We start from the raw sequence: 18,196 nt of genomic DNA, 5'->3' as shown, positions 1-18,196 counted from the left end.
GGGCTGAAAAGTCTTGAAGCTCGTTATGAAAACTTGCGTCAATTATCTTAATTGAACCGCCGTATACGGAACCGTACGTACGGTGGTGTGAGAGGACGGGAGTTAATCGCTCCCTCCTACTCGATTAGTTAGCTTGAGCTAATTTTTTAGCAAGGCGTGATTTTTTACGGCTTGCAGCATTTTTATGAATGATTCCTTTGCTTACTCCTTTATCAAGAGCTCTTGTAGCTTGAATCACTAATTCTTGAGCGTTTTCAGCACCGCTTGCGATTGCTTGTTCAGCTTTTTTAACAGCAGTACGCATTGCTGATTTAGCTTGAGCGTTTGCAACGTTTGCTTTTTTCGTAGTTTTTACACGTTTAATTGCTGATTTAATATTTGGCATTTTTTCACCTCCTAGTTGAAATACGAGATGACAATTTTTCAAAAATATCATTTGTCAATACAACAAAAAACATTATACAAAAGGTAATCTATATTTGCAATACATAAATGCAAAGAATATTTACTTGACAGATTGAACATGATAGAGAAGAGGTGATAAAAATGCAAGAAATTATCTGGAATAGAACCGATTTAATTGATGAAACAGAAGAGGTTGTTCAACATCAAACGAAACAACAAAAAGAGAAACTAGATGAGACAGAAGGCGTCAAATTTGAAGAATTTTACGAAAATCGAGTAAAAGTGACAAAGGTGACAGTCAATCAAGAAGGAGCTAAAGAGATTGGAAAAAAAGAAGGGCAATATTTTACCTTAACTGTTCCAACATTGAATATTGACGATCACGATGGTATGAAGCAGTTGGAAAAAGCATTTGTTAAATATATCGATGAAATTCATCAAAATATTAAGTTAACAAAGAAGAGTAAAATATTAGTAATTGGACTCGGCAATAAGACAATCACACCTGATGCGATAGGCCCGTTTACTATTGATGCAATGCAATCAAGACAGTTAGAAGAACATAATGAACAATTTATTTTATATGCTCCGGGTGTAACTGGGCAGACGGGGTTTGAAACGAGTGATTTTGTACTTGCATTATCAGAAAAAATTCAACCCGATTTAGTTATCGCCATCGATGCTTTAGCAACGAGAGGAACAGCTAGATTATGTAAAACAATCCAAATAACTAATACCGGAATTCATCCAGGGTCAGGTGTCGGAAATCAGCGGGCAGAAATATCAAAAGAAGTGTTAGGTATTCCTGTAACCGCAATCGGTGTTCCAACGGTCGTTGATGCTACGGTTATTATTGCCGATGCGGTAGATAAGGTATTTCGTTCCATTGCGACAAAAATTCAAGAGAAAGACAAGCCTTCTGGCAAACTTTCTGTCACATCTTGGACATCGGATTCAAATTCAGATCTCGATTTAAATGTTGTTCGACCGATTTTTGGAGAATGGTCGACTTGGTCAAAGGCTGAAAGAAGGCAACTATTTGAGGAAGTATTGTTATCTGGTTCGCAAAGACTTATTGTTACGCCGAAAGAAGTCGACATTTGGATGACGAAGTATTCGGTATTGATTAGCAATGGTTTATTTAATTGGGTAGAAGATAGATTGAACTAGTTCTAAAAATTCTCTTTCTTCCATATCGTAGTGGAAGGAGAGGATGCTTTGATGAAAAAAATTCAAGGATTTGTACTGTTATTGCTTTTCTTTTTCTTGTTACCGATCATTACAGGACTATTACCTTTTCCAAACAACGAGAAATTTGTTCCTGCCACACCAGAAGAAAAGATAGTCTATGCATCGAATGATTTAGTAGTATCTGATGTTGCGCCTCCAATAGATCCTTTTAAAGTGTTGCTCGTGTTTACCCATTCCCATGAAACGTATAAGCCTTTCGTGGAGAATGAAAAGGGAATGGTCGCTGTATACGATGATCATTCAAATTTATTTTCCATGCAAAGTTTGTTTGAAGATTATTTTCGGTTAAATGGAATTTCTGCGACAACTCTTGATGTAGATGTAATGAATGTCATGAAGCAGAATGGCAAAGCTTTTCATGAGGCTTATAAAACAGCTAGGCCATATATTGCCGAAGAATTAAAATCAAATCATTATGATTTGATTTTGGATATTCATCGAGATTCTACTTCTCGAAATAAAACAACGATTGTTCATAAAAATGTTTCCTATGCGAAAGTAGCTTTTGTTATTGGTGCAGAAAATCCAAATTATAAATCTAATAAAACGCTTGCTCAAGCCTTAAGTGATTCAATGAATCAAATTATACCAAATATTTCAAGAGGTATTATTGAGAAAAAAGGCAGCGGTGTGGATGGGGTATATAATCAAGATTTGGCAAAAGAAATGATATTAGTGGAGATTGGTGGCATTGATAATACAGAAGATGAAGTTTATCGTACTGTTGCCGTAATGGCGCAAGCGGTGGCGAATAGTATTGCAAAACAATAAATTTATATTTGCAAGTAGCGTTTAAGAGAATGACTTTTAAACGCTATTTTTTATTTTCACAAGGCAATTATGATTATTTTATAGAATAAGAATAAAGATTCCCTTTATTTGCTTATCTTGTTTATTATTGTGCTTACGCCATACTTCATAGTATAATTCAACTTAGTTTATTGTAACTTTGTAAAATCATGTTGAAAAACAACACAAAATAGCAGTATATAGTGAAAGGTGAAAAGCCTCCTGCGAAAACCAAATGACTTTGGTTAGATTCAAATCGCATGGAGGCATTTGTTAGGAGTGGAAATATGAATCGTGAAGAACGCTTAAAACGACAAGAACGCATTAGAAACTTTTCAATAATAGCTCATATTGACCATGGAAAATCTACATTAGCGGATCGCATTTTGGAGAAAACGAAAGCTTTAACAGAGCGAGAAATGAAAGAACAGCTACTAGATTCGATGGACATAGAACGAGAACGTGGAATTACAATTAAATTAAACGCTGTTCAGCTAAAGTATCAAGCAAAAGATGGGGAAATTTATATCTTCCATTTAATCGACACTCCAGGACACGTCGATTTTACTTATGAAGTGTCAAGAAGTTTAGCTGCATGTGAAGGAGCTATTTTAGTTGTGGATGCTGCGCAAGGAATTGAAGCGCAAACACTAGCAAACGTTTATTTAGCGTTAGATAATGATTTAGAAATATTGCCGGTAATAAATAAAATCGATTTACCTGCAGCTGATCCAGAAAGAGTTCGCAATGAAATTGAAGATGTGATTGGTCTCGATGCGGAAGATGCGGTGTTAGCGAGTGCAAAAGCAGGCATCGGTATTGATGAGCTTTTGGAGCAAATTGTTGAAAAAGTACCTGCTCCATCAGGAGATCCAGATGCACCTCTGCAAGCATTAATCTTCGACTCATTATATGATGCTTATAAAGGTGTTATTGTTTCTGTAAGAATCGTAAACGGAACAGTAAAACCTGGAGATAAAATTCGATTTATGGCAACAAATGCGGAATATGAAGTGGTAGAAGTAGGAGTACATACGCCGAAAGTGACTCCTGTTGAAGAGTTAACGGTTGGTGATGTAGGTTACATTACTGCTTCAATTAAGAATATTCATGACACGAATGTGGGGGATACAATCACCCATGCGGATCGTCCGGCGAAAGAACCTTTGCCAGGTTATCGAAAGCTAAATCCAATGGTATTTTGTGGTCTTTATCCAATCGACACAGCAAAATACAACGATTTACGAGACGCATTAGAAAAACTTGCACTAAATGATTCTGCATTACAATTTGAACCTGAGACATCTCAAGCATTAGGTTTTGGGTTCCGCTGTGGTTTCTTAGGTTTATTGCATATGGAAATTGTGCAAGAACGCTTAGAAAGAGAGTTCCAGCTTGACCTTATTACGACAGCTCCATCTGTTATTTATGAAGTGGAATTAACGGATGGTTCAAAAGTTAGGGTGGATAACCCTTCCATGATGCCAGCACCACAAAAAATAAACCAAGTGTTAGAACCATATGTCAAAGCAACCATTATGGTGCCAAACGATTATGTTGGTGCGGTAATGGAATTATGCCAAAAAAAGCGTGGCACATTTATCAACATGGATTACATTGATTCAACACGAGTGAGCATCTTTTATGAAATGCCACTTTCAGAAATCGTTTATGATTTCTTCGATCACTTAAAATCGAATACAAAAGGTTATGCTTCATTCGATTATGAGTTAATTGGTTATAAACCTTCGAAACTTGTGAAAATGGATATTTTAATCAATGGTGATCAAGTCGACGCATTAAGCTTCATTGTACATCGTGATTTTGCGTACGAAAGAGGAAAAGTCATTGTTGAAAAATTAAAAGATATTATTCCGCGTCAACAATTCGAAGTACCTGTACAGGCGGCTATTGGAACAAAAATTATTGCCCGCTCTACAATTAAAGCAATACGTAAAAATGTGTTAGCGAAATGTTATGGAGGAGACATTTCCAGAAAACGTAAACTTCTTGAGAAACAAAAAGAAGGTAAGAAGCGCATGAAGCAAGTAGGATCTGTTGAGATTCCGCAAGAAGCGTTCATGGCAGTATTAAAAATGGATGACGAAAAGAACTGAGTTAAACAAAAATTTGGAAAAGCCATTCGGTAGTCGGATGGCTTTTTATTTGTTACATTGAATTTTATGATTGAAACGGTACAATAGTAAGATAAATAGTGTTAAAGAAAGAAGGGATAGAATGGTCCGAGGAGTTTACATCCATATTCCTTTCTGTCATCAAATATGCAATTACTGTGATTTTAATAAAGTGTTTTTTCACAATCAGCCAGTAGATGAATATATTGAAGCAGTTGGGAAAGAGATTGCAATGGCTGTAAATAATATGCCGGAGCAATTTGAAAATATAGAAACAATCTACTTAGGTGGAGGTACACCAACAGCATTATCTCCTAATCAAATCAGCCGTTTGCTAGAATTAATTGCAAAACATTTAAACATTGATGTAATAGAATTCACTGCTGAAGCTAATCCAGATGAATTAACAATAGAAAAATTAAAAGCATTGAAAAATGGTGGGGTCAACCGTTTAAGTTTAGGGGTTCAATCATTTGATCAACAACTTCTTCAAAAACTAGGGAGAACACATACCAATGATGATGTTTATAAAGCAATTGACAATGCGATTGCTGTTGGTTTTCAGAACATTAACATTGATTTAATGTACGGGCTACCTGGACAGTCAATTGAACTGTGGGAAGATACTTTAGAAAAAGCTCTTGCACTAAACTTGCCCCATTATTCTGCATATTCATTAATTGTGGAACCAAAGACTATTTTTTACATTCAGTTTTCAAAAGGAATGTTGCATTTGCCACCTGAAGAACAGGAAGCGAAAATGTATGATTTGTTGATGGAGCGTATGGAGGATAGCGGCCTTTCTCAATACGAAATTAGTAATTTTGCAAAGGAAGGTTTTCAATCGCTTCACAATAAAATTTATTGGGATAACGACGAATATGCAGGCTTCGGTGCTGGTGCCCATGGGTATATGAATGGCATTCGCTACTCCAATTATGGACCTATCAAAAAATATTTACAATCCATCCATATGGGACAGCTGCCAATTCTTCATCGCCATCAAGTTTCGATTAACGAAAAATGTGAAGAAGAAATGTTTCTCGGATTACGAAAAAATGAAGGAGTTTCGTACCAACAGTTTGAAAAGAAAATAGGATTTTCGTTAAATGAAAAATATGGTGAGATTATAAGCAAACTGATGGATGATGGGTTAGTGATGGAAGAGGAAGGTCGAGTAAAACTAACAAGAAAAGGTCGTTTTTTAGGAAATGAAGTGTTTCAACAATTTTTATTGTACGAGTAGGTTATTTCATTGACACTAATTCATAGTTTTGTTAATTTAATTATAGTATTAGCACTCTCTTTTTATGAGTGCTAACAGAGGTGGTTTCAATGTTAACTGATCGTCAATTACAAATATTGCAAGTAATCGTTGATGATTTTGTGATATCAGCTCAGCCTGTTGGATCACGTCAAATTTCCAAGAAAAAAGGAATTAATTACTCACCTGCCACAATTCGAAATGAAATGGCAGATTTAGAGGAGCTTGGGTATTTAGAAAAGACACATGTTTCTTCTGGACGTATTCCTTCAGAAAAAGGATATCGTTATTACGTAGATCACCTACTGCAACCGAAACGTATGTCTGTTCATGAAATAAATTTAATACAATCCATCTTTGAAAAACAAAAGGTTGAAATTGAACAAATCATACGTGAATCAGCAAGCATATTATCCGAATTAACATCTTATACAGCGATTCTACTTGGTCCAAATGTTACGGATCATCGGGTTAAACGCTTTCAAATTATACCTCTTTCAAAACAAACAGCTGTTGCGATTATCGTAACAGATATGGGTCATGTAGAAAACCAAGTTATAGCATTACCTGAAGGTTTTGATGCTTCAGATATTGAAAAAACAGTTAACATTCTTAATGAAAGGTTAATTGGTGTACCGTTAATTCATTTGCAAAGTAAATTAGAAAAAGAAACATATGAAGTATTAAAACAACATGTTCATATGGCTGATTCTCTCATTCTTTCGTTAATAAAAGTTGCATCTGTGGAAAATGATAGTAAAATTTACTTTGGCGGAAAAACAAATATGCTGAATCAGCCGGAATTTCATGATTTAAATAAAGTCCGCCAGTTGATGGAATTAATGGATAAGAAAAACCAAGTAATTTCACTGTTTCAACCAGTGAAACAGGGCATTACGATTCGAATCGGTTCTGAAAACAATCATATTGCAGTCGAAAACTGCAGTGTAATTACCGCTTCCTATACTGCTGGTGAAGAGCAGAGCGGAGCCATTGCCATTATCGGGCCAACGCGAATGGACTATAAGCGGGTCGTGACGTTACTTGATATTGTAAGAAGAGGTTTATCAAGAACTTTTTCGGAAAAATTGAATGATGGACAGTAAGGAGGATTATCAGTGTCCGAAACAACAGAAAACAAAGACCAACTAGAAGAAACAGTTGAAAACGGAGAAACAAAACAAACATTCAAAGAAGAAGCAACTTTCTCGAATTCAGAAGAATTAATAGACGAGGAAGTCGTGAATGTAGAAGAAGATACATCGGCTGATGAAAGTTCACAAGCAGAACTATCAGTAGAAGAATATAAAACAAAAATAGCCGAGTTAGAAGCAAAATTAGCAGAAGAAGAAAATCGTTATTTAAGATTAAGAGCAGATTTTGAAAATTTGCGTCGCCGTAGTCAGCTCGACCTGCAAGCGGCAGAAAAATATCGTGCTCAAAGCTTATTAACAGATTTATTACCGATTATTGATAACTTCGAAAGGGCACTTCAAGTAAAAGTTACTTCTGAAGATGCTCAATCACTATATAAAGGAATTGAAATGGTTTATAATGCCCTCATAGATGCGACGAAAAAAGAAGGGCTAGAAGTGATTCCGGCTGTCGGTGAACCATTTGATCCAAATGTTCATCAGGCTGTAATGCAAGAATCAGATTCAGAAAAAGAATCTGGCATTGTCTTGAAGGAATTACAAAAAGGCTATAAATTGAAAGATCGCGTATTAAGACCTTCCATGGTTTCAGTAAATGAATAATTGAAATTTGAATGAAATTTGTGTGTGAAATAGGAGGCAAAATTCAATATGAGTAAAATTATTGGTATCGACTTAGGAACAACTAACTCTTGTGTAGCTGTATTAGAAGGTGGAGAACCAAAAATCATTCCTAACCCAGAAGGAAATCGTACAACTCCATCTGCTGTTTCATTTAAAAATGGAGAGCGTCAAGTAGGGGAAGTGGCAAAACGCCAAGCAATAACAAACCCAAATACAATTCTCTCTATTAAGTCTCACATGGGGACTGATTATAAAGTAAAGATTGAGGATAAAGAATACACTCCTCAAGAAATCTCTGCAATGATTTTACAATATTTGAAAAGCTATGCCGAAGACTATTTAGGAGAAAAAGTAACAAAAGCTGTCATTACAGTACCAGCTTATTTCAACGACGCACAACGTCAGGCGACAAAAGATGCTGGACGAATTGCGGGTCTTGAAGTAGAGCGTATCATTAACGAACCTACTGCTGCAGCTCTTGCATATGGTTTAGATAAATTAGATGAAGACCAAAAAATCTTAGTATTCGACCTTGGTGGAGGTACATTCGACGTATCCATTCTTGAACTTGGTGATGGTGTATTCGAAGTGCTTGCTACTGCAGGTGATAATAAACTTGGTGGAGACGATTTTGACAAAAAAATTATTGACTATTTAGTTGAAGAATTTAAAAAGGAACATGGCATTGACTTATCTAAAGACAAAATGGCAATGCAACGTTTAAAAGATGCTGCTGAAAAAGCGAAAAAAGATTTATCTGGCGTTACTTCTACACAAATTTCATTACCGTTCATCACAGCTGGCCCAGAAGGTCCTCTACACCTTGAAATGTCATTGACACGTGCGAAATTCGAAGAGTTAACAAAAGACTTAGTAGAACGCACAATGGGCCCTGTGCGTCAAGCACTTTCTGATGCTGGACTTTCTGCATCTGATATCGATAAAGTAATCCTTGTTGGTGGATCTACTCGTATTCCTGCTGTACAAGAAGCAGTTAAACGTGAAACAGGTCATGAACCACATAAAGGGGTAAACCCAGACGAAGTGGTAGCAATGGGAGCTGCTATCCAAGGTGGCGTAATCTCTGGTGACGTGAAAGATATCGTATTGTTGGACGTAACTCCGCTTTCATTAGGTATTGAAACAATGGGTGGAGTATTTACGAAATTAATTGAACGCAACACAACAATTCCAACATCAAAATCACAAATTTTCACTACTGCTGCAGATAACCAACCAGCTGTGGACATTCACGTTTTACAAGGAGAACGTCCAATGGCAGCAGATAACAAAACATTAGGTCGATTCCAATTAACAGATATTCCACCAGCTCCACGTGGTGTACCACAAATTGAAGTAACATTTGATATCGACAAAAACGGTATTGTGTCTGTTAAAGCAAAAGATCTTGGCACTGGCAAAGAGCAAAAAATTGTTATTCAATCGAACTCTGGTTTATCAGAAGAAGAAATTCAACGCATGATTAAAGAAGCAGAAGAGAACGCTGAAGCGGATGCAAAGCGTAAAGAAGAAGCAGACCTTCGAAATGAAGCAGACCAATTAGTGTTCCAAGTTGATAAAACAATTACAGATTTAGGCGATCAAATTACAGAAGATGAAAAGAAATCTGTGACAGATGCAAAAGAAGAGTTAACGAAAGCATTAAAAGAAGGTTCAATTGATGATATCAAGTCTGCAAAAGAAAAACTTGAAGGTGTTTTACAACCGTTAGTGATGAAAGTATATCAACAAGCTGCACAACAAGCACAAGCAAACAATGCTCAAGGAGAAGACAAAAAAGATGACGGTGTAGTAGATGCAGACTTTGAGGAAGTAAAAGACGATAAATAATAAATTGCCAATGATATAAGCGAAAGGCGGTTCTAATAAATAAACCCTCCTTCGTTGACCGCCTTTCGATTTGTATTGTCAATATTGGTTGATTGAATAATTGGAAAGCAAGAAAGTCAAAGCCGTTTTTGGTCTTTGACTTTTTCCATGATATAGACTGAATGATAGCATTATAAGGTAAAGTATCTTTCGCACACGCTTACATTAAAATAATGCAATTTTTAATGTAGCGTTTGTGGCAGATACATCATAGAAATAGAAAACTGTGTTAAATTTTCTCATCTTTTATTTGCATGGTTTAAATAAACTTCATTTCAATCTTTAGCATATATGATAAAATAGACCTTATGTAAAAGAGAGCGAGTGTGAGGTATGAAACGCGACTATTATGAAGTCCTTGGCGTAAGCAAAAACGCAACGAAGGATGAAATAAAAAAGGCATATCGAAAATTATCGAAAAAATATCATCCCGATCTTAATAAAGAACCTGGTGCAGATGAAAAATTTAAAGAAATTAGTGAAGCATATGAAGTTTTAAGTGATGATCAAAAAAGAGCACAATATGACCAATTTGGTCATGCAGGTGTCAATGGACAAGGCGGTTTTGGCGGCGGAGGATTTAGTGACTTCGGTGGCTTTGGCGGTTTCGAAGATATTTTTGATACTTTCTTTGGTGGTTCAAGACGTAGAAGAGATCCGAATGCCCCTCGAAAAGGTGACGATTTACAATATCGTATGAACATTTCTTTTGAAGATGCAGTATTTGGTAAACAAACAGAAATCGAAATCCCGAGGGAAGAACAATGTGATACGTGTAACGGTTCTGGTGCAAAACCTGGTACATCACCAAAAACATGCGATAAGTGTAACGGTACTGGGGAAATGAGCCAAGCTATTGATACTCCATTAGGCCGCATTGTCAACCGTCGTACTTGTAGCTATTGCCAGGGCACTGGTAAAATAATCGTGGAAAAATGTTCGACTTGTGCAGGAAAAGGAACTGTACAAAGAAGGAAAAAAATTAAAATTACTATCCCAGAAGGAATCGATGACGGTCAACAATTACGCGTATCTGGTCAAGGAGAACCAGGCATTAATGGTGGACCACCTGGGGATTTATATATTGTCTTTCGTGTTGGAAAACATCCTTATTTTGAACGAGATGGAGACGATATTTACTACGAATTAAAAATTACGTTCCCTCAAGCAGCTTTAGGGGATGAAATTGAAGTTCCAACAATTCATGGAAAAGTGAAATTAAAAATTCCAGCAGGTACTCAATCGGGCGCTCAATTCCGAATTAAAGATAAAGGTGTAAAAAATATTCATGGATATGGAAGAGGTCACCAATACGTGAATGTAAAAGTTGTTACTCCGACGAAATTAACAGAACGTCAAAAACAACTATTGCGGGAATTTGCTGAAATTAGCGGTGATATTCCTGAAGAACAAGGAAGTTCATTATTTGATAAATTGAAAAAAACTTTTAAAGGTGAAACAAAATAAGGAATAATGATAGAAAAGTGGAGTGTGATTGCAAGTGAAATGGACTGAATTATCAGTACTAACAACAACTGAAGCGGTGGAAGCGGTATCGAATATTTTTCATGAGGCTGGAGCAAGCGGAGTTGTCATTGAAGAATCTTCAGAACTTAGTAAAAATCGTGAAAATCAATATGGAGAAATTTATGAATTAAATCCCGATGATTATCCAGCACAAGGGGTGATCGTTAAAGCCTATCTTCCTGCATCCAGCTTCTTAGCGGAAACTATTGAGGAGATAAAACTTGCAATCGCAAATTTAAAGAATTTTGATATTAATGTCGGTGAAAATATATTAACAACTTGTGAAGTTCACGAAGAAGACTGGGCGACTGCTTGGAAACAATACTATCATCCAATTAAGGTGTCAGAGCGATTTACGATTGTACCTACTTGGGAAGATTATCAGCCAAAAAATTCAGATGAAATCATTATTGAGTTAGATCCTGGCATGGCTTTTGGTACAGGAACTCACCCGACGACGGTCATGTGTTTACAGGCTCTTGAAAAAACGGTGAAAGCGGGCGACGTAGTCATTGATGTTGGTACCGGTTCAGGGGTTTTATCCATTGCTTCAGCTCTACTAGGTGCAAATAAAGTGCATGCTCTCGATTTAGATCCTGTAGCTGTGAAGTCAGCACAAGAAAATGTTCAGCTAAATCATGTCGAGAAAATTGTGGAAGTGGAGCAAGGAAATCTATTAGAAAAGGTACAAACGGAAGCGGATGTTGTCGTAGCGAACATTTTAGCTGAAGTCATCATGACATTTACAGATGATGCATATTCGATTATCAAGCCGGGTGGATTCTTTATTACATCTGGAATCATCGGTGCGAAAAAAGAAGTTGTGAAAAGTGCTCTTGAAAAATCAGGTTTTATTATTGAAGAAGTATTAATGCTGGAGGATTGGGTATCCATCATTGCGAAAAAATAATTTTAGGAGTTGTCTTTAGGGCAACTCCTTACTTTTAGGAGGAAATAATGCAAAGGTATTTTGTTGATGAACCATTTAATGAACAAAAGCAATTGACAATTACAGGTGAAAGTGCTCGGCATATTTCGAAAGTAATGCGCATGCAAAAAGGAGACAAAATTATTGTCGTGCAAAAGGAAATTGCTTATCTTTGTACAATTCTTTCTGTTGGACAAGAAGTGTTAGTAGAGCAAACGGGTGAAACGATTCCTTCTCCTGAAATGCCCATTCAAGTAGACATTGCTTGCGGTTTACCTAAAGGAGATAAACTTGAATTTATAGCACAAAAAGGGACAGAGCTTGGCATGCATGCATTGATTCCTTTTGTAGCAGAACGATCCATCGTCAAATGGGATGAAAAAAAGAGCGATAAGAAAATCCAACGGCTATCCAAAATAGCTCAGGAAGCTGCAGAACAATCCCATCGCACATTTGTGCCGATTATTTCCCCTCCTCTTTCATTCAAACAACTATTGGAAACATTTCCTTCATACGATGCAGTATTTGTTGCTGATGAAGAAGAGGCTAAGGGTAAGCGCACAAGATTTGCGGATCAGCTAAAAAAAGTGTATGATAGTGAATCGAAGTGCATTTTATTTATTTTTGGCCCAGAAGGTGGAATTTCAAGGAAAGAAATTGAACTTCTAAAAGAACAAGGTGCACTCAGTGTTGCTTTAGGTCCAAGAATTTTACGTGCAGAAACGGCGCCATTATATGTCCTTTCTGCCATATCATATGAATTTGAATGAAAGAGGTGTGTTGCCTTGCAAACGGTGGCGTTTCACACATTAGGCTGTAAGGTAAATCATTACGAAACTGAGGCCATTTGGCAATTATTTAAAGAGAATGGTTACGAACGTGTTGATTTTGAAGAACAAGCAGACGTTTATGTCATAAATACATGTACTGTTACAAATACAGGAGATAAAAAGTCCCGCCAAGTTATTCGTAGAGCTATTCGTCAAAATCCGGATGCTGTGATATGTGTAACAGGATGTTACGCACAAACTTCACCTGCTGAAATTTTAGAAATTCCAGGTGTGGACATTGTGGTAGGTACGCAAGATCGAGTAAAAATGCTTGATTATATTGAACAGTACCGTAAAGAGAGACAGCCAATTAATGCAGTACATAATATTATGAAAAATCGCGTATTTGAAGAATTGGATGTTCCTTATTTTACTGATCGCACTCGTGCTTCGTTAAAAATACAAGAGGGTTGCAACAACTTCTGCACTTTCTGTATTATTCCTTGGGCGCGCGGATTAATGCGTTCACGTGATCCACAAGCAGTAATCAAACAAGCACAAGCGCTTGTAGATGCAGGTTATTTAGAAATCGTGTTAACGGGTATTCATACAGGTGGATACGGTCAAGATTTTAAAGATTACAATTTAGCCCAATTGTTACGCGATATTGAAGCAAATGTAAAAGGAATTAAACGTTTGCGAATTTCATCGATTGAAGCCTCTCAAATAACAGATGAAGTCATTGACGTATTGAGAAAGTCGAAAATCGTTGTGAATCATTTACACATTCCGCTCCAATCTGGTTCTGATACAGTTTTGAAGCGTATGCGCCGAAAATATACAATGGATTTCTTCGCGGAAAGATTAAATAAATTAAAAGAAGCATTGCCAAATTTGGCAATAACTTCTGACATCATCGTTGGTTTCCCAGGTGAGACGGAAGAAGAGTTTATGGAAACGTACAACTTTGTAGCTGAACATAAATTTGCAGAGTTACACGTATTCCCATATTCAAAAAGAACTGGAACTCCAGCGGCAAGAATGGAAAACCAAATTGACGAAGAAGTTAAAAATGAACGAGTACATCGTTTGATTACATTAAATGATCAATTGGCGAAAGAATACGCTTCTCGATTCGAAGGGGAAGTATTGGAAGTTATTCCTGAAGAACATGTGAAAGAATTTGGACCAAACATGTTAGCCGGTTATACAGATAATTATTTGCGAGTTGTTTTTGAAGGAACGGCAGATCTCATTGGAAAACTAGTTAAAGTGAAGATTACAAAAGCGGGATATCCATATAATGAAGGTCAATTTGTTCGCGTATTAGAAGAACAAGTTCAATAATAATTCATTGCGCATTCTTGTACAGATACAGGAATGCGCATTTGTTTTATTCATTGAACAATTTTCACCTTAATATGAATGATTTTCGTATGTTATCATAAGGGCAATTGGACAAGAATAAATAATACATTAAAGGAGCAATTACAATGACAACAAATTATGCTTCATATATTGACCATACGTTACTCTCACCAGATGCAACGAAAGAACAAATTGGAAAATTGTGCCAAGAAGCAAGAAAATATGGCTTTGCATCTGTTTGTGTGAATCCATATTGGGTAAAGTACTGTAAAAATTTATTGCAGGACACATGCGTTAAAGTTTGCACAGTCATTGGTTTTCCTCTCGGAGCTTCAACGACGGAAACAAAAGTATTTGAAACAAAACAAGCAATTGAACAAGGTGCAGATGAAATTGATATGGTCATTAATATCGGATTGCTTAAGACGCGTGATTATGAACGAGTGAAAGAAGATATTCAACACGTTATTGATGCTGCGGGTGGAAAAATTGTGAAAGTAATTATTGAAACATGTTTGTTAACCGATGAAGAAAAGGTGAGAGCGTGTCAATTGGCAGTTGATGCTGGTGCCGCATTTGTCAAAACTTCAACAGGATTCTCAAAAAAAGGTGCCACTGTAGAAGATGTCGCATTAATGCGAAAAACTGTTGGCCAACATGTTGGCGTGAAAGCTTCAGGTGGAATTAGAAGTTTTTCTGATATGAAAAAAATGTTGGAGGCTGGAGCAAATCGTATTGGTACTAGCAGCGGAGTCAGAATTATTGAAGAAACTTTATAGGATTTCTATTGACTCAATATTTACAATACGATATAATTTTCGAGTACACAATTAACGCATGTTTTCTGTGTATTGACGTGTGTTCGGAGGGAGGGAAAAGAGATGACAAAAACTGTCGTAAGAAAAAACGAAACACTTGAAGATGCTCTTCGTCGCTTCAAACGAACTGTATCTAAAAGTGGTACAATTCAAGAAATTAGAAAACGCGAATATTATGAAAAACCAAGCGTAAGACGTAAGAAAAAATCTGAAGCTGCACGTAAACGTAAGTGGTAATCTAATTATACCCTTCGTTCGTAACACGCGTAAGATACACTTTAGCTTAGTAAATCATACCCTAGTATTTGTTAAACAAATACTAGGGTTTTTTGCATTAATGCTTCAATCATTTACATACTTAACAGAGGAACAACAATTGATTTTCATGTACAATATAATTAAGTATTAAATGAAAAATTTGAAACTTTTCATTCAATTGAGACGTAAACCATATTGAGGAAGGAGGGAACAGATGAATAAGCCGCACATTTTCCGATGGATTGTACTTTTAGCAGCTACATTGTTTTTCTTATTTCCGAATAACACTTTTGCGAAAGAAAAAGTGTATCACATTCCTTTAGAAAATGAAATCGAAAGAGGTTTATATGAATTTTTAAAACGTTCCTTTAAAGAGGCGATTGAAAATAAAGCAGATGCTATCGTACTTGAAATACATACCCCTGGTGGCTATGTTGACGTCGCTTACGATATCGGAAAATTAATGGATGAGACGCCTGCCAAAATTATAGCATTCATTAACTCAAAAGCTCTTTCAGCAGGTGCTTATATCGCTCTTCATGCAGATGAAATCTATATGACACCAAATGCGACGATGGGAGCGGCACAAATTATCGATATGAATGGAAATGCTGCAAGTGAAAAAGCGAATAGCGCATGGATTAAAAATATGCAAGCTGCAGCAGAATCAACCAATCGAAATCCAGATTATGCTCGAGCGATGGCGGATGCTAGCCTTGATTTGCCAGAATTGAATAGTCCGAAAGGGAAACTGTTAACACTAACAGCAGAAGAAGCTTATCGGATCGAGTATTCTAATGGAACGGTTGAAAATTTAAATGAATTGTTAGCGAAAACAGGTTTTGAGAATAGCGAAGTTTTTTCCATTCATGAAACATTTGCTGAAAAACTGGCTAGATTTTTAACGAACCCGATTGTGGTAACGTTATTGTTAACAATCGCCTCTCTAGGTTTAGTGCTAGAACTATTTTCTCCTGGTTTTGGGGCACCGGGTATCATTGGTATAATTTCATTAATTTTATTTTTCTTCGGCCACACAGTAGCAGGTTTTGCAGGTCTTGAAACGATTATACTATTTATAATCGGTTCTGTTTTTCTAATTGCTGAGCTATTTGTGCCTGGAGGAATTTTAGGCCTCGTTGGTGGTGCTATAATGATCATCAGTCTATTATTTGCTGGTGAAAGTATCGTTCATATGGCTTATTCAATTATCATAGCATTGGCAATTGCCATAATAGGAATGGTGGTATTAGTGAAGTTTTTCGGAAAAAATCTACATGTCTTTAGCAAACTCGTCTTGAAGGAGGCAACCTCCACAGAAGAAGGTTATGTATCCAATGTCAATCGCATTGATTTAATTGGGAAAGAAGGAATAACGATTACACCATTGCGTCCCTCTGGAACGGTATTAGTAGACGATGAAAGAATCGATGTTGTTTCAGAAGGTAGTTACATCGATTCCAACAAAAAAGTTAAAGTGATTGAAGTAGAGGGGTCACGCATTGTTGTTAGAGAAATAAAAGAGAAAGAGGGAGATTAAGCATGATGTTTATTGATGGTTTATTCGTCACTTCCATTGTTGGAATTGTCTTTGCAATCATTGTATTAGGAATTTTCTTTACATTCGTACCAGTAGGTCTGTGGATTAGCGCTTTAGCTGCTGGCGTGCGAGTAAGCATTTTAACTTTGATTGGAATGAGATTACGTCGAGTAATTCCTGGTCGTATTGTAAATCCATTAATTAAAGCTCATAAAGCTGGTTTAGATGTGACAATCAATCAATTAGAGTCCCATTATTTAGCTGGTGGTAACGTTGACCGCGTTGTAAATGCATTAATTGCTGCGCAAAGAGCAAATATCGAATTATCTTTTGAACGTGCCGCTGCAATCGACTTAGCTGGTCGAGACGTATTAGAAGCGGTTCAAATGTCAGTAAATCCTAAAGTTATTGAAACACCGTTTATTGCTGGTGTTGCCCTTAACGGGATTGAAGTAAAGGCTAAGGCAAGAATTACTGTACGTGCAAATTTAGACCGTTTAGTCGGTGGTGCGGGCGAAGATACGGTGATTGCCCGCGTTGGTGAAGGGATTGTTTCAACGATTGGTTCGAGTGAATCCCATTCAAAAGTTTTAGAAAATCCAGATTTGATTTCTCAAACTGTGTTGAAAAAAGGATTAGATGCCGGAACAGCTTTTGAGATTTTATCCATCGATATTGCAGATGTGGATGTTGGTAAAAATATTGGGGCAGAATTGCAAATTGAGCAAGCTCAGGCTGATAAAAATATCGCTCAAGCGAAGGCGGAAGAACGTCGTGCAATGGCAGTAGCGAAAGAGCAAGAAATGGTTGCTAAAACCCAAGAAATGAAAGCAAAAGTAGTAGAAGCTGAAGCACAAATTCCGATGGCAATGGCGGAAGCTTTACGATCTGGTAATTTAGGAATTATGGATTATATGAATTACAAAAATATTCAAGCGGACACTGCAATGCGTGATTCTATTGCAAATGTGACAAAGAATCAACAAGAGGATTAAGAGATACTCCTCCAGAAAGGAGTGTTATAGTTGGAGAGTTTAATTCTATTTATCATTATAGCTCTAGTTAGTTCTTTTTTTAGCTCGTCAAAAAGACGGCATGATCAATCTACCCCTCCTATTCAAAAAGAACATCGTCAAAGACCAAAAATTGAAATCAAAACATTAGATGAATTTGCAAATGAAGTGATGAAACAATTAACGGAAGAAAAGGAAGTAAAACAGAGAGAATCCGTAATGGTAGATGAGAAGGAGCAAGAACCTTCACCAATACAACAACAAGTACAACCTGTGCCCAATAATGTCGAGTTAAAAGAACGTTCAAATCAAACTCCTGTCGTAACGAAAGAAACGAAATCTCATCCACAGGTAAGTCATAAACTTCCATTCTTATCTTCAAAAGAAGCGTTAAGGAATGCTATCATTACACAAGAAATTTTAGGACCACCAAAATCGAAAAAACGGTAAAAAATCATGTCC

Annotated in this window: 17 protein-coding genes; 16 read left to right on the top strand and 1 reads right to left on the bottom strand. The window is 36.7% G+C overall.

The window, feature by feature from the left end; genetic code table 11:
* Nucleotides 1-124 precede the first annotated feature (124 nt).
* Nucleotides 125-385 (bottom strand): 30S ribosomal protein S20, encoded by a 261-nt coding sequence (rpsT, locus tag HF990_RS07630; protein WP_016838584.1) that lies wholly within the window; start codon nucleotides 383-385, stop codon nucleotides 125-127.
* Between the two features lie 161 nt (nucleotides 386-546).
* Between rpsT and gpr the strand changes: the two genes are divergently transcribed.
* The 16 genes from gpr (at nucleotide 547) to HF990_RS07550 (ending at nucleotide 18,184) form a co-directional block, all read left to right on the top strand.
* Nucleotides 547-1,575 (top strand): GPR endopeptidase, encoded by a 1,029-nt coding sequence (gene gpr / locus HF990_RS07625; RefSeq protein ID WP_168412335.1) that lies wholly within the window; start codon nucleotides 547-549, stop codon nucleotides 1,573-1,575.
* A 51-nt stretch (nucleotides 1,576-1,626) separates the two neighbouring features.
* Nucleotides 1,627-2,427 (top strand): stage II sporulation protein P, encoded by an 801-nt coding sequence (spoIIP, locus tag HF990_RS07620; RefSeq protein ID WP_168412334.1) that lies wholly within the window; start codon nucleotides 1,627-1,629, stop codon nucleotides 2,425-2,427.
* Between the two features lie 305 nt (nucleotides 2,428-2,732).
* Nucleotides 2,733-4,562, top strand: coding sequence for a translation elongation factor 4 (lepA, locus tag HF990_RS07615; RefSeq protein ID WP_168412333.1), 1,830 nt, complete (start codon nucleotides 2,733-2,735; stop codon nucleotides 4,560-4,562).
* 121 nt (nucleotides 4,563-4,683) lie between these two features.
* A complete protein-coding gene (gene hemW / locus HF990_RS07610; RefSeq protein WP_168412332.1) occupies nucleotides 4,684-5,826 on the top strand; it encodes a radical SAM family heme chaperone HemW in 1,143 nt (380 codons plus the stop codon).
* Between the two features lie 89 nt (nucleotides 5,827-5,915).
* Nucleotides 5,916-6,950, top strand: coding sequence for a heat-inducible transcriptional repressor HrcA (hrcA, locus tag HF990_RS07605; RefSeq protein WP_168412331.1), 1,035 nt, complete (start codon nucleotides 5,916-5,918; stop codon nucleotides 6,948-6,950).
* 12 nt (nucleotides 6,951-6,962) lie between these two features.
* Nucleotides 6,963-7,601 (top strand): nucleotide exchange factor GrpE, encoded by a 639-nt coding sequence (gene grpE, locus HF990_RS07600; RefSeq protein WP_096551231.1) that lies wholly within the window; start codon nucleotides 6,963-6,965, stop codon nucleotides 7,599-7,601.
* Between the two features lie 48 nt (nucleotides 7,602-7,649).
* Nucleotides 7,650-9,473: a molecular chaperone DnaK gene (gene dnaK / locus HF990_RS07595; protein ID WP_016838577.1), complete on the top strand. Its 1,824-nt coding sequence runs from the start codon at nucleotides 7,650-7,652 to the stop codon at nucleotides 9,471-9,473.
* 372 nt (nucleotides 9,474-9,845) lie between these two features.
* Entirely contained in the window at nucleotides 9,846-10,979 is a 1,134-nt protein-coding gene (gene dnaJ / locus HF990_RS07590; protein ID WP_016838576.1) for a molecular chaperone DnaJ, read from the top strand.
* 34 nt (nucleotides 10,980-11,013) lie between these two features.
* Nucleotides 11,014-11,949, top strand: coding sequence for a 50S ribosomal protein L11 methyltransferase (gene prmA / locus HF990_RS07585; RefSeq protein ID WP_026019091.1), 936 nt, complete (start codon nucleotides 11,014-11,016; stop codon nucleotides 11,947-11,949).
* A gap of 47 nt (nucleotides 11,950-11,996) precedes the next feature.
* A complete protein-coding gene (locus tag HF990_RS07580) occupies nucleotides 11,997-12,737 on the top strand; it encodes a 16S rRNA (uracil(1498)-N(3))-methyltransferase (protein WP_016838574.1) in 741 nt (246 codons plus the stop codon).
* 15 nt (nucleotides 12,738-12,752) lie between these two features.
* Nucleotides 12,753-14,084, top strand: a complete 1,332-nt coding sequence (gene mtaB, locus HF990_RS07575; protein ID WP_168412330.1) for a tRNA (N(6)-L-threonylcarbamoyladenosine(37)-C(2))-methylthiotransferase MtaB — start codon at nucleotides 12,753-12,755, stop codon at nucleotides 14,082-14,084.
* Nucleotides 14,085-14,230: 146 nt separating this feature from the next.
* Nucleotides 14,231-14,884, top strand: coding sequence for a deoxyribose-phosphate aldolase (deoC, locus tag HF990_RS07570; protein WP_168412329.1), 654 nt, complete (start codon nucleotides 14,231-14,233; stop codon nucleotides 14,882-14,884).
* Nucleotides 14,885-14,986: 102 nt separating this feature from the next.
* A complete protein-coding gene (gene rpsU, locus HF990_RS07565; RefSeq protein ID WP_016838571.1) occupies nucleotides 14,987-15,160 on the top strand; it encodes a 30S ribosomal protein S21 in 174 nt (57 codons plus the stop codon).
* A 235-nt stretch (nucleotides 15,161-15,395) separates the two neighbouring features.
* Nucleotides 15,396-16,721: an NfeD family protein gene (locus HF990_RS07560; protein ID WP_168412328.1), complete on the top strand. Its 1,326-nt coding sequence runs from the start codon at nucleotides 15,396-15,398 to the stop codon at nucleotides 16,719-16,721.
* A gap of 2 nt (nucleotides 16,722-16,723) precedes the next feature.
* Complete coding sequence (floA, locus tag HF990_RS07555; RefSeq protein WP_016838569.1) at nucleotides 16,724-17,716, top strand: flotillin-like protein FloA; 993 nt, start codon at nucleotides 16,724-16,726, stop codon at nucleotides 17,714-17,716.
* A 30-nt stretch (nucleotides 17,717-17,746) separates the two neighbouring features.
* Entirely contained in the window at nucleotides 17,747-18,184 is a 438-nt protein-coding gene (locus HF990_RS07550; protein WP_096551216.1) for a hypothetical protein, read from the top strand.
* Nucleotides 18,185-18,196 lie beyond the last annotated feature (12 nt).

The sequence above is a fragment of the Ureibacillus thermosphaericus genome (genome assembly GCF_012396605.1).
Taxonomy (GTDB): domain Bacteria; phylum Bacillota; class Bacilli; order Bacillales_A; family Planococcaceae; genus Ureibacillus; species Ureibacillus thermosphaericus.
The sequence above is the reverse complement of the archived record's forward strand: the minus strand, read 5'-3'. Positions and strand labels throughout refer to the sequence as shown.

Bases quoted from the DNA above. Each gene is read 5' to 3' on its own strand.
- rpsT (WP_016838584.1), bottom strand. From the start codon at position 385: ATGCCAAATATTAAATCAGCAATTAAACGTGTAAAAACTACGAAAAAA.
- lepA (WP_168412333.1), top strand. From the start codon at position 2,733: ATGAATCGTGAAGAACGCTTAAAACGACAAGAACGCATTAGAAACTTT.
- dnaJ (WP_016838576.1), top strand. From the start codon at position 9,846: ATGAAACGCGACTATTATGAAGTCCTTGGCGTAAGCAAAAACGCAACG.
- gpr (WP_168412335.1), top strand. From the start codon at position 547: ATGCAAGAAATTATCTGGAATAGAACCGATTTAATTGATGAAACAGAA.
- hemW (WP_168412332.1), top strand. From the start codon at position 4,684: ATGGTCCGAGGAGTTTACATCCATATTCCTTTCTGTCATCAAATATGC.
- spoIIP (WP_168412334.1), top strand. From the start codon at position 1,627: ATGAAAAAAATTCAAGGATTTGTACTGTTATTGCTTTTCTTTTTCTTG.
- HF990_RS07560 (WP_168412328.1), top strand. From the start codon at position 15,396: ATGAATAAGCCGCACATTTTCCGATGGATTGTACTTTTAGCAGCTACA.
- floA (WP_016838569.1), top strand. From the start codon at position 16,724: ATGATGTTTATTGATGGTTTATTCGTCACTTCCATTGTTGGAATTGTC.
- hrcA (WP_168412331.1), top strand. From the start codon at position 5,916: ATGTTAACTGATCGTCAATTACAAATATTGCAAGTAATCGTTGATGAT.
- deoC (WP_168412329.1), top strand. From the start codon at position 14,231: ATGACAACAAATTATGCTTCATATATTGACCATACGTTACTCTCACCA.
- rpsU (WP_016838571.1), top strand. From the start codon at position 14,987: ATGACAAAAACTGTCGTAAGAAAAAACGAAACACTTGAAGATGCTCTT.
- HF990_RS07580 (WP_016838574.1), top strand. From the start codon at position 11,997: ATGCAAAGGTATTTTGTTGATGAACCATTTAATGAACAAAAGCAATTG.
- dnaK (WP_016838577.1), top strand. From the start codon at position 7,650: ATGAGTAAAATTATTGGTATCGACTTAGGAACAACTAACTCTTGTGTA.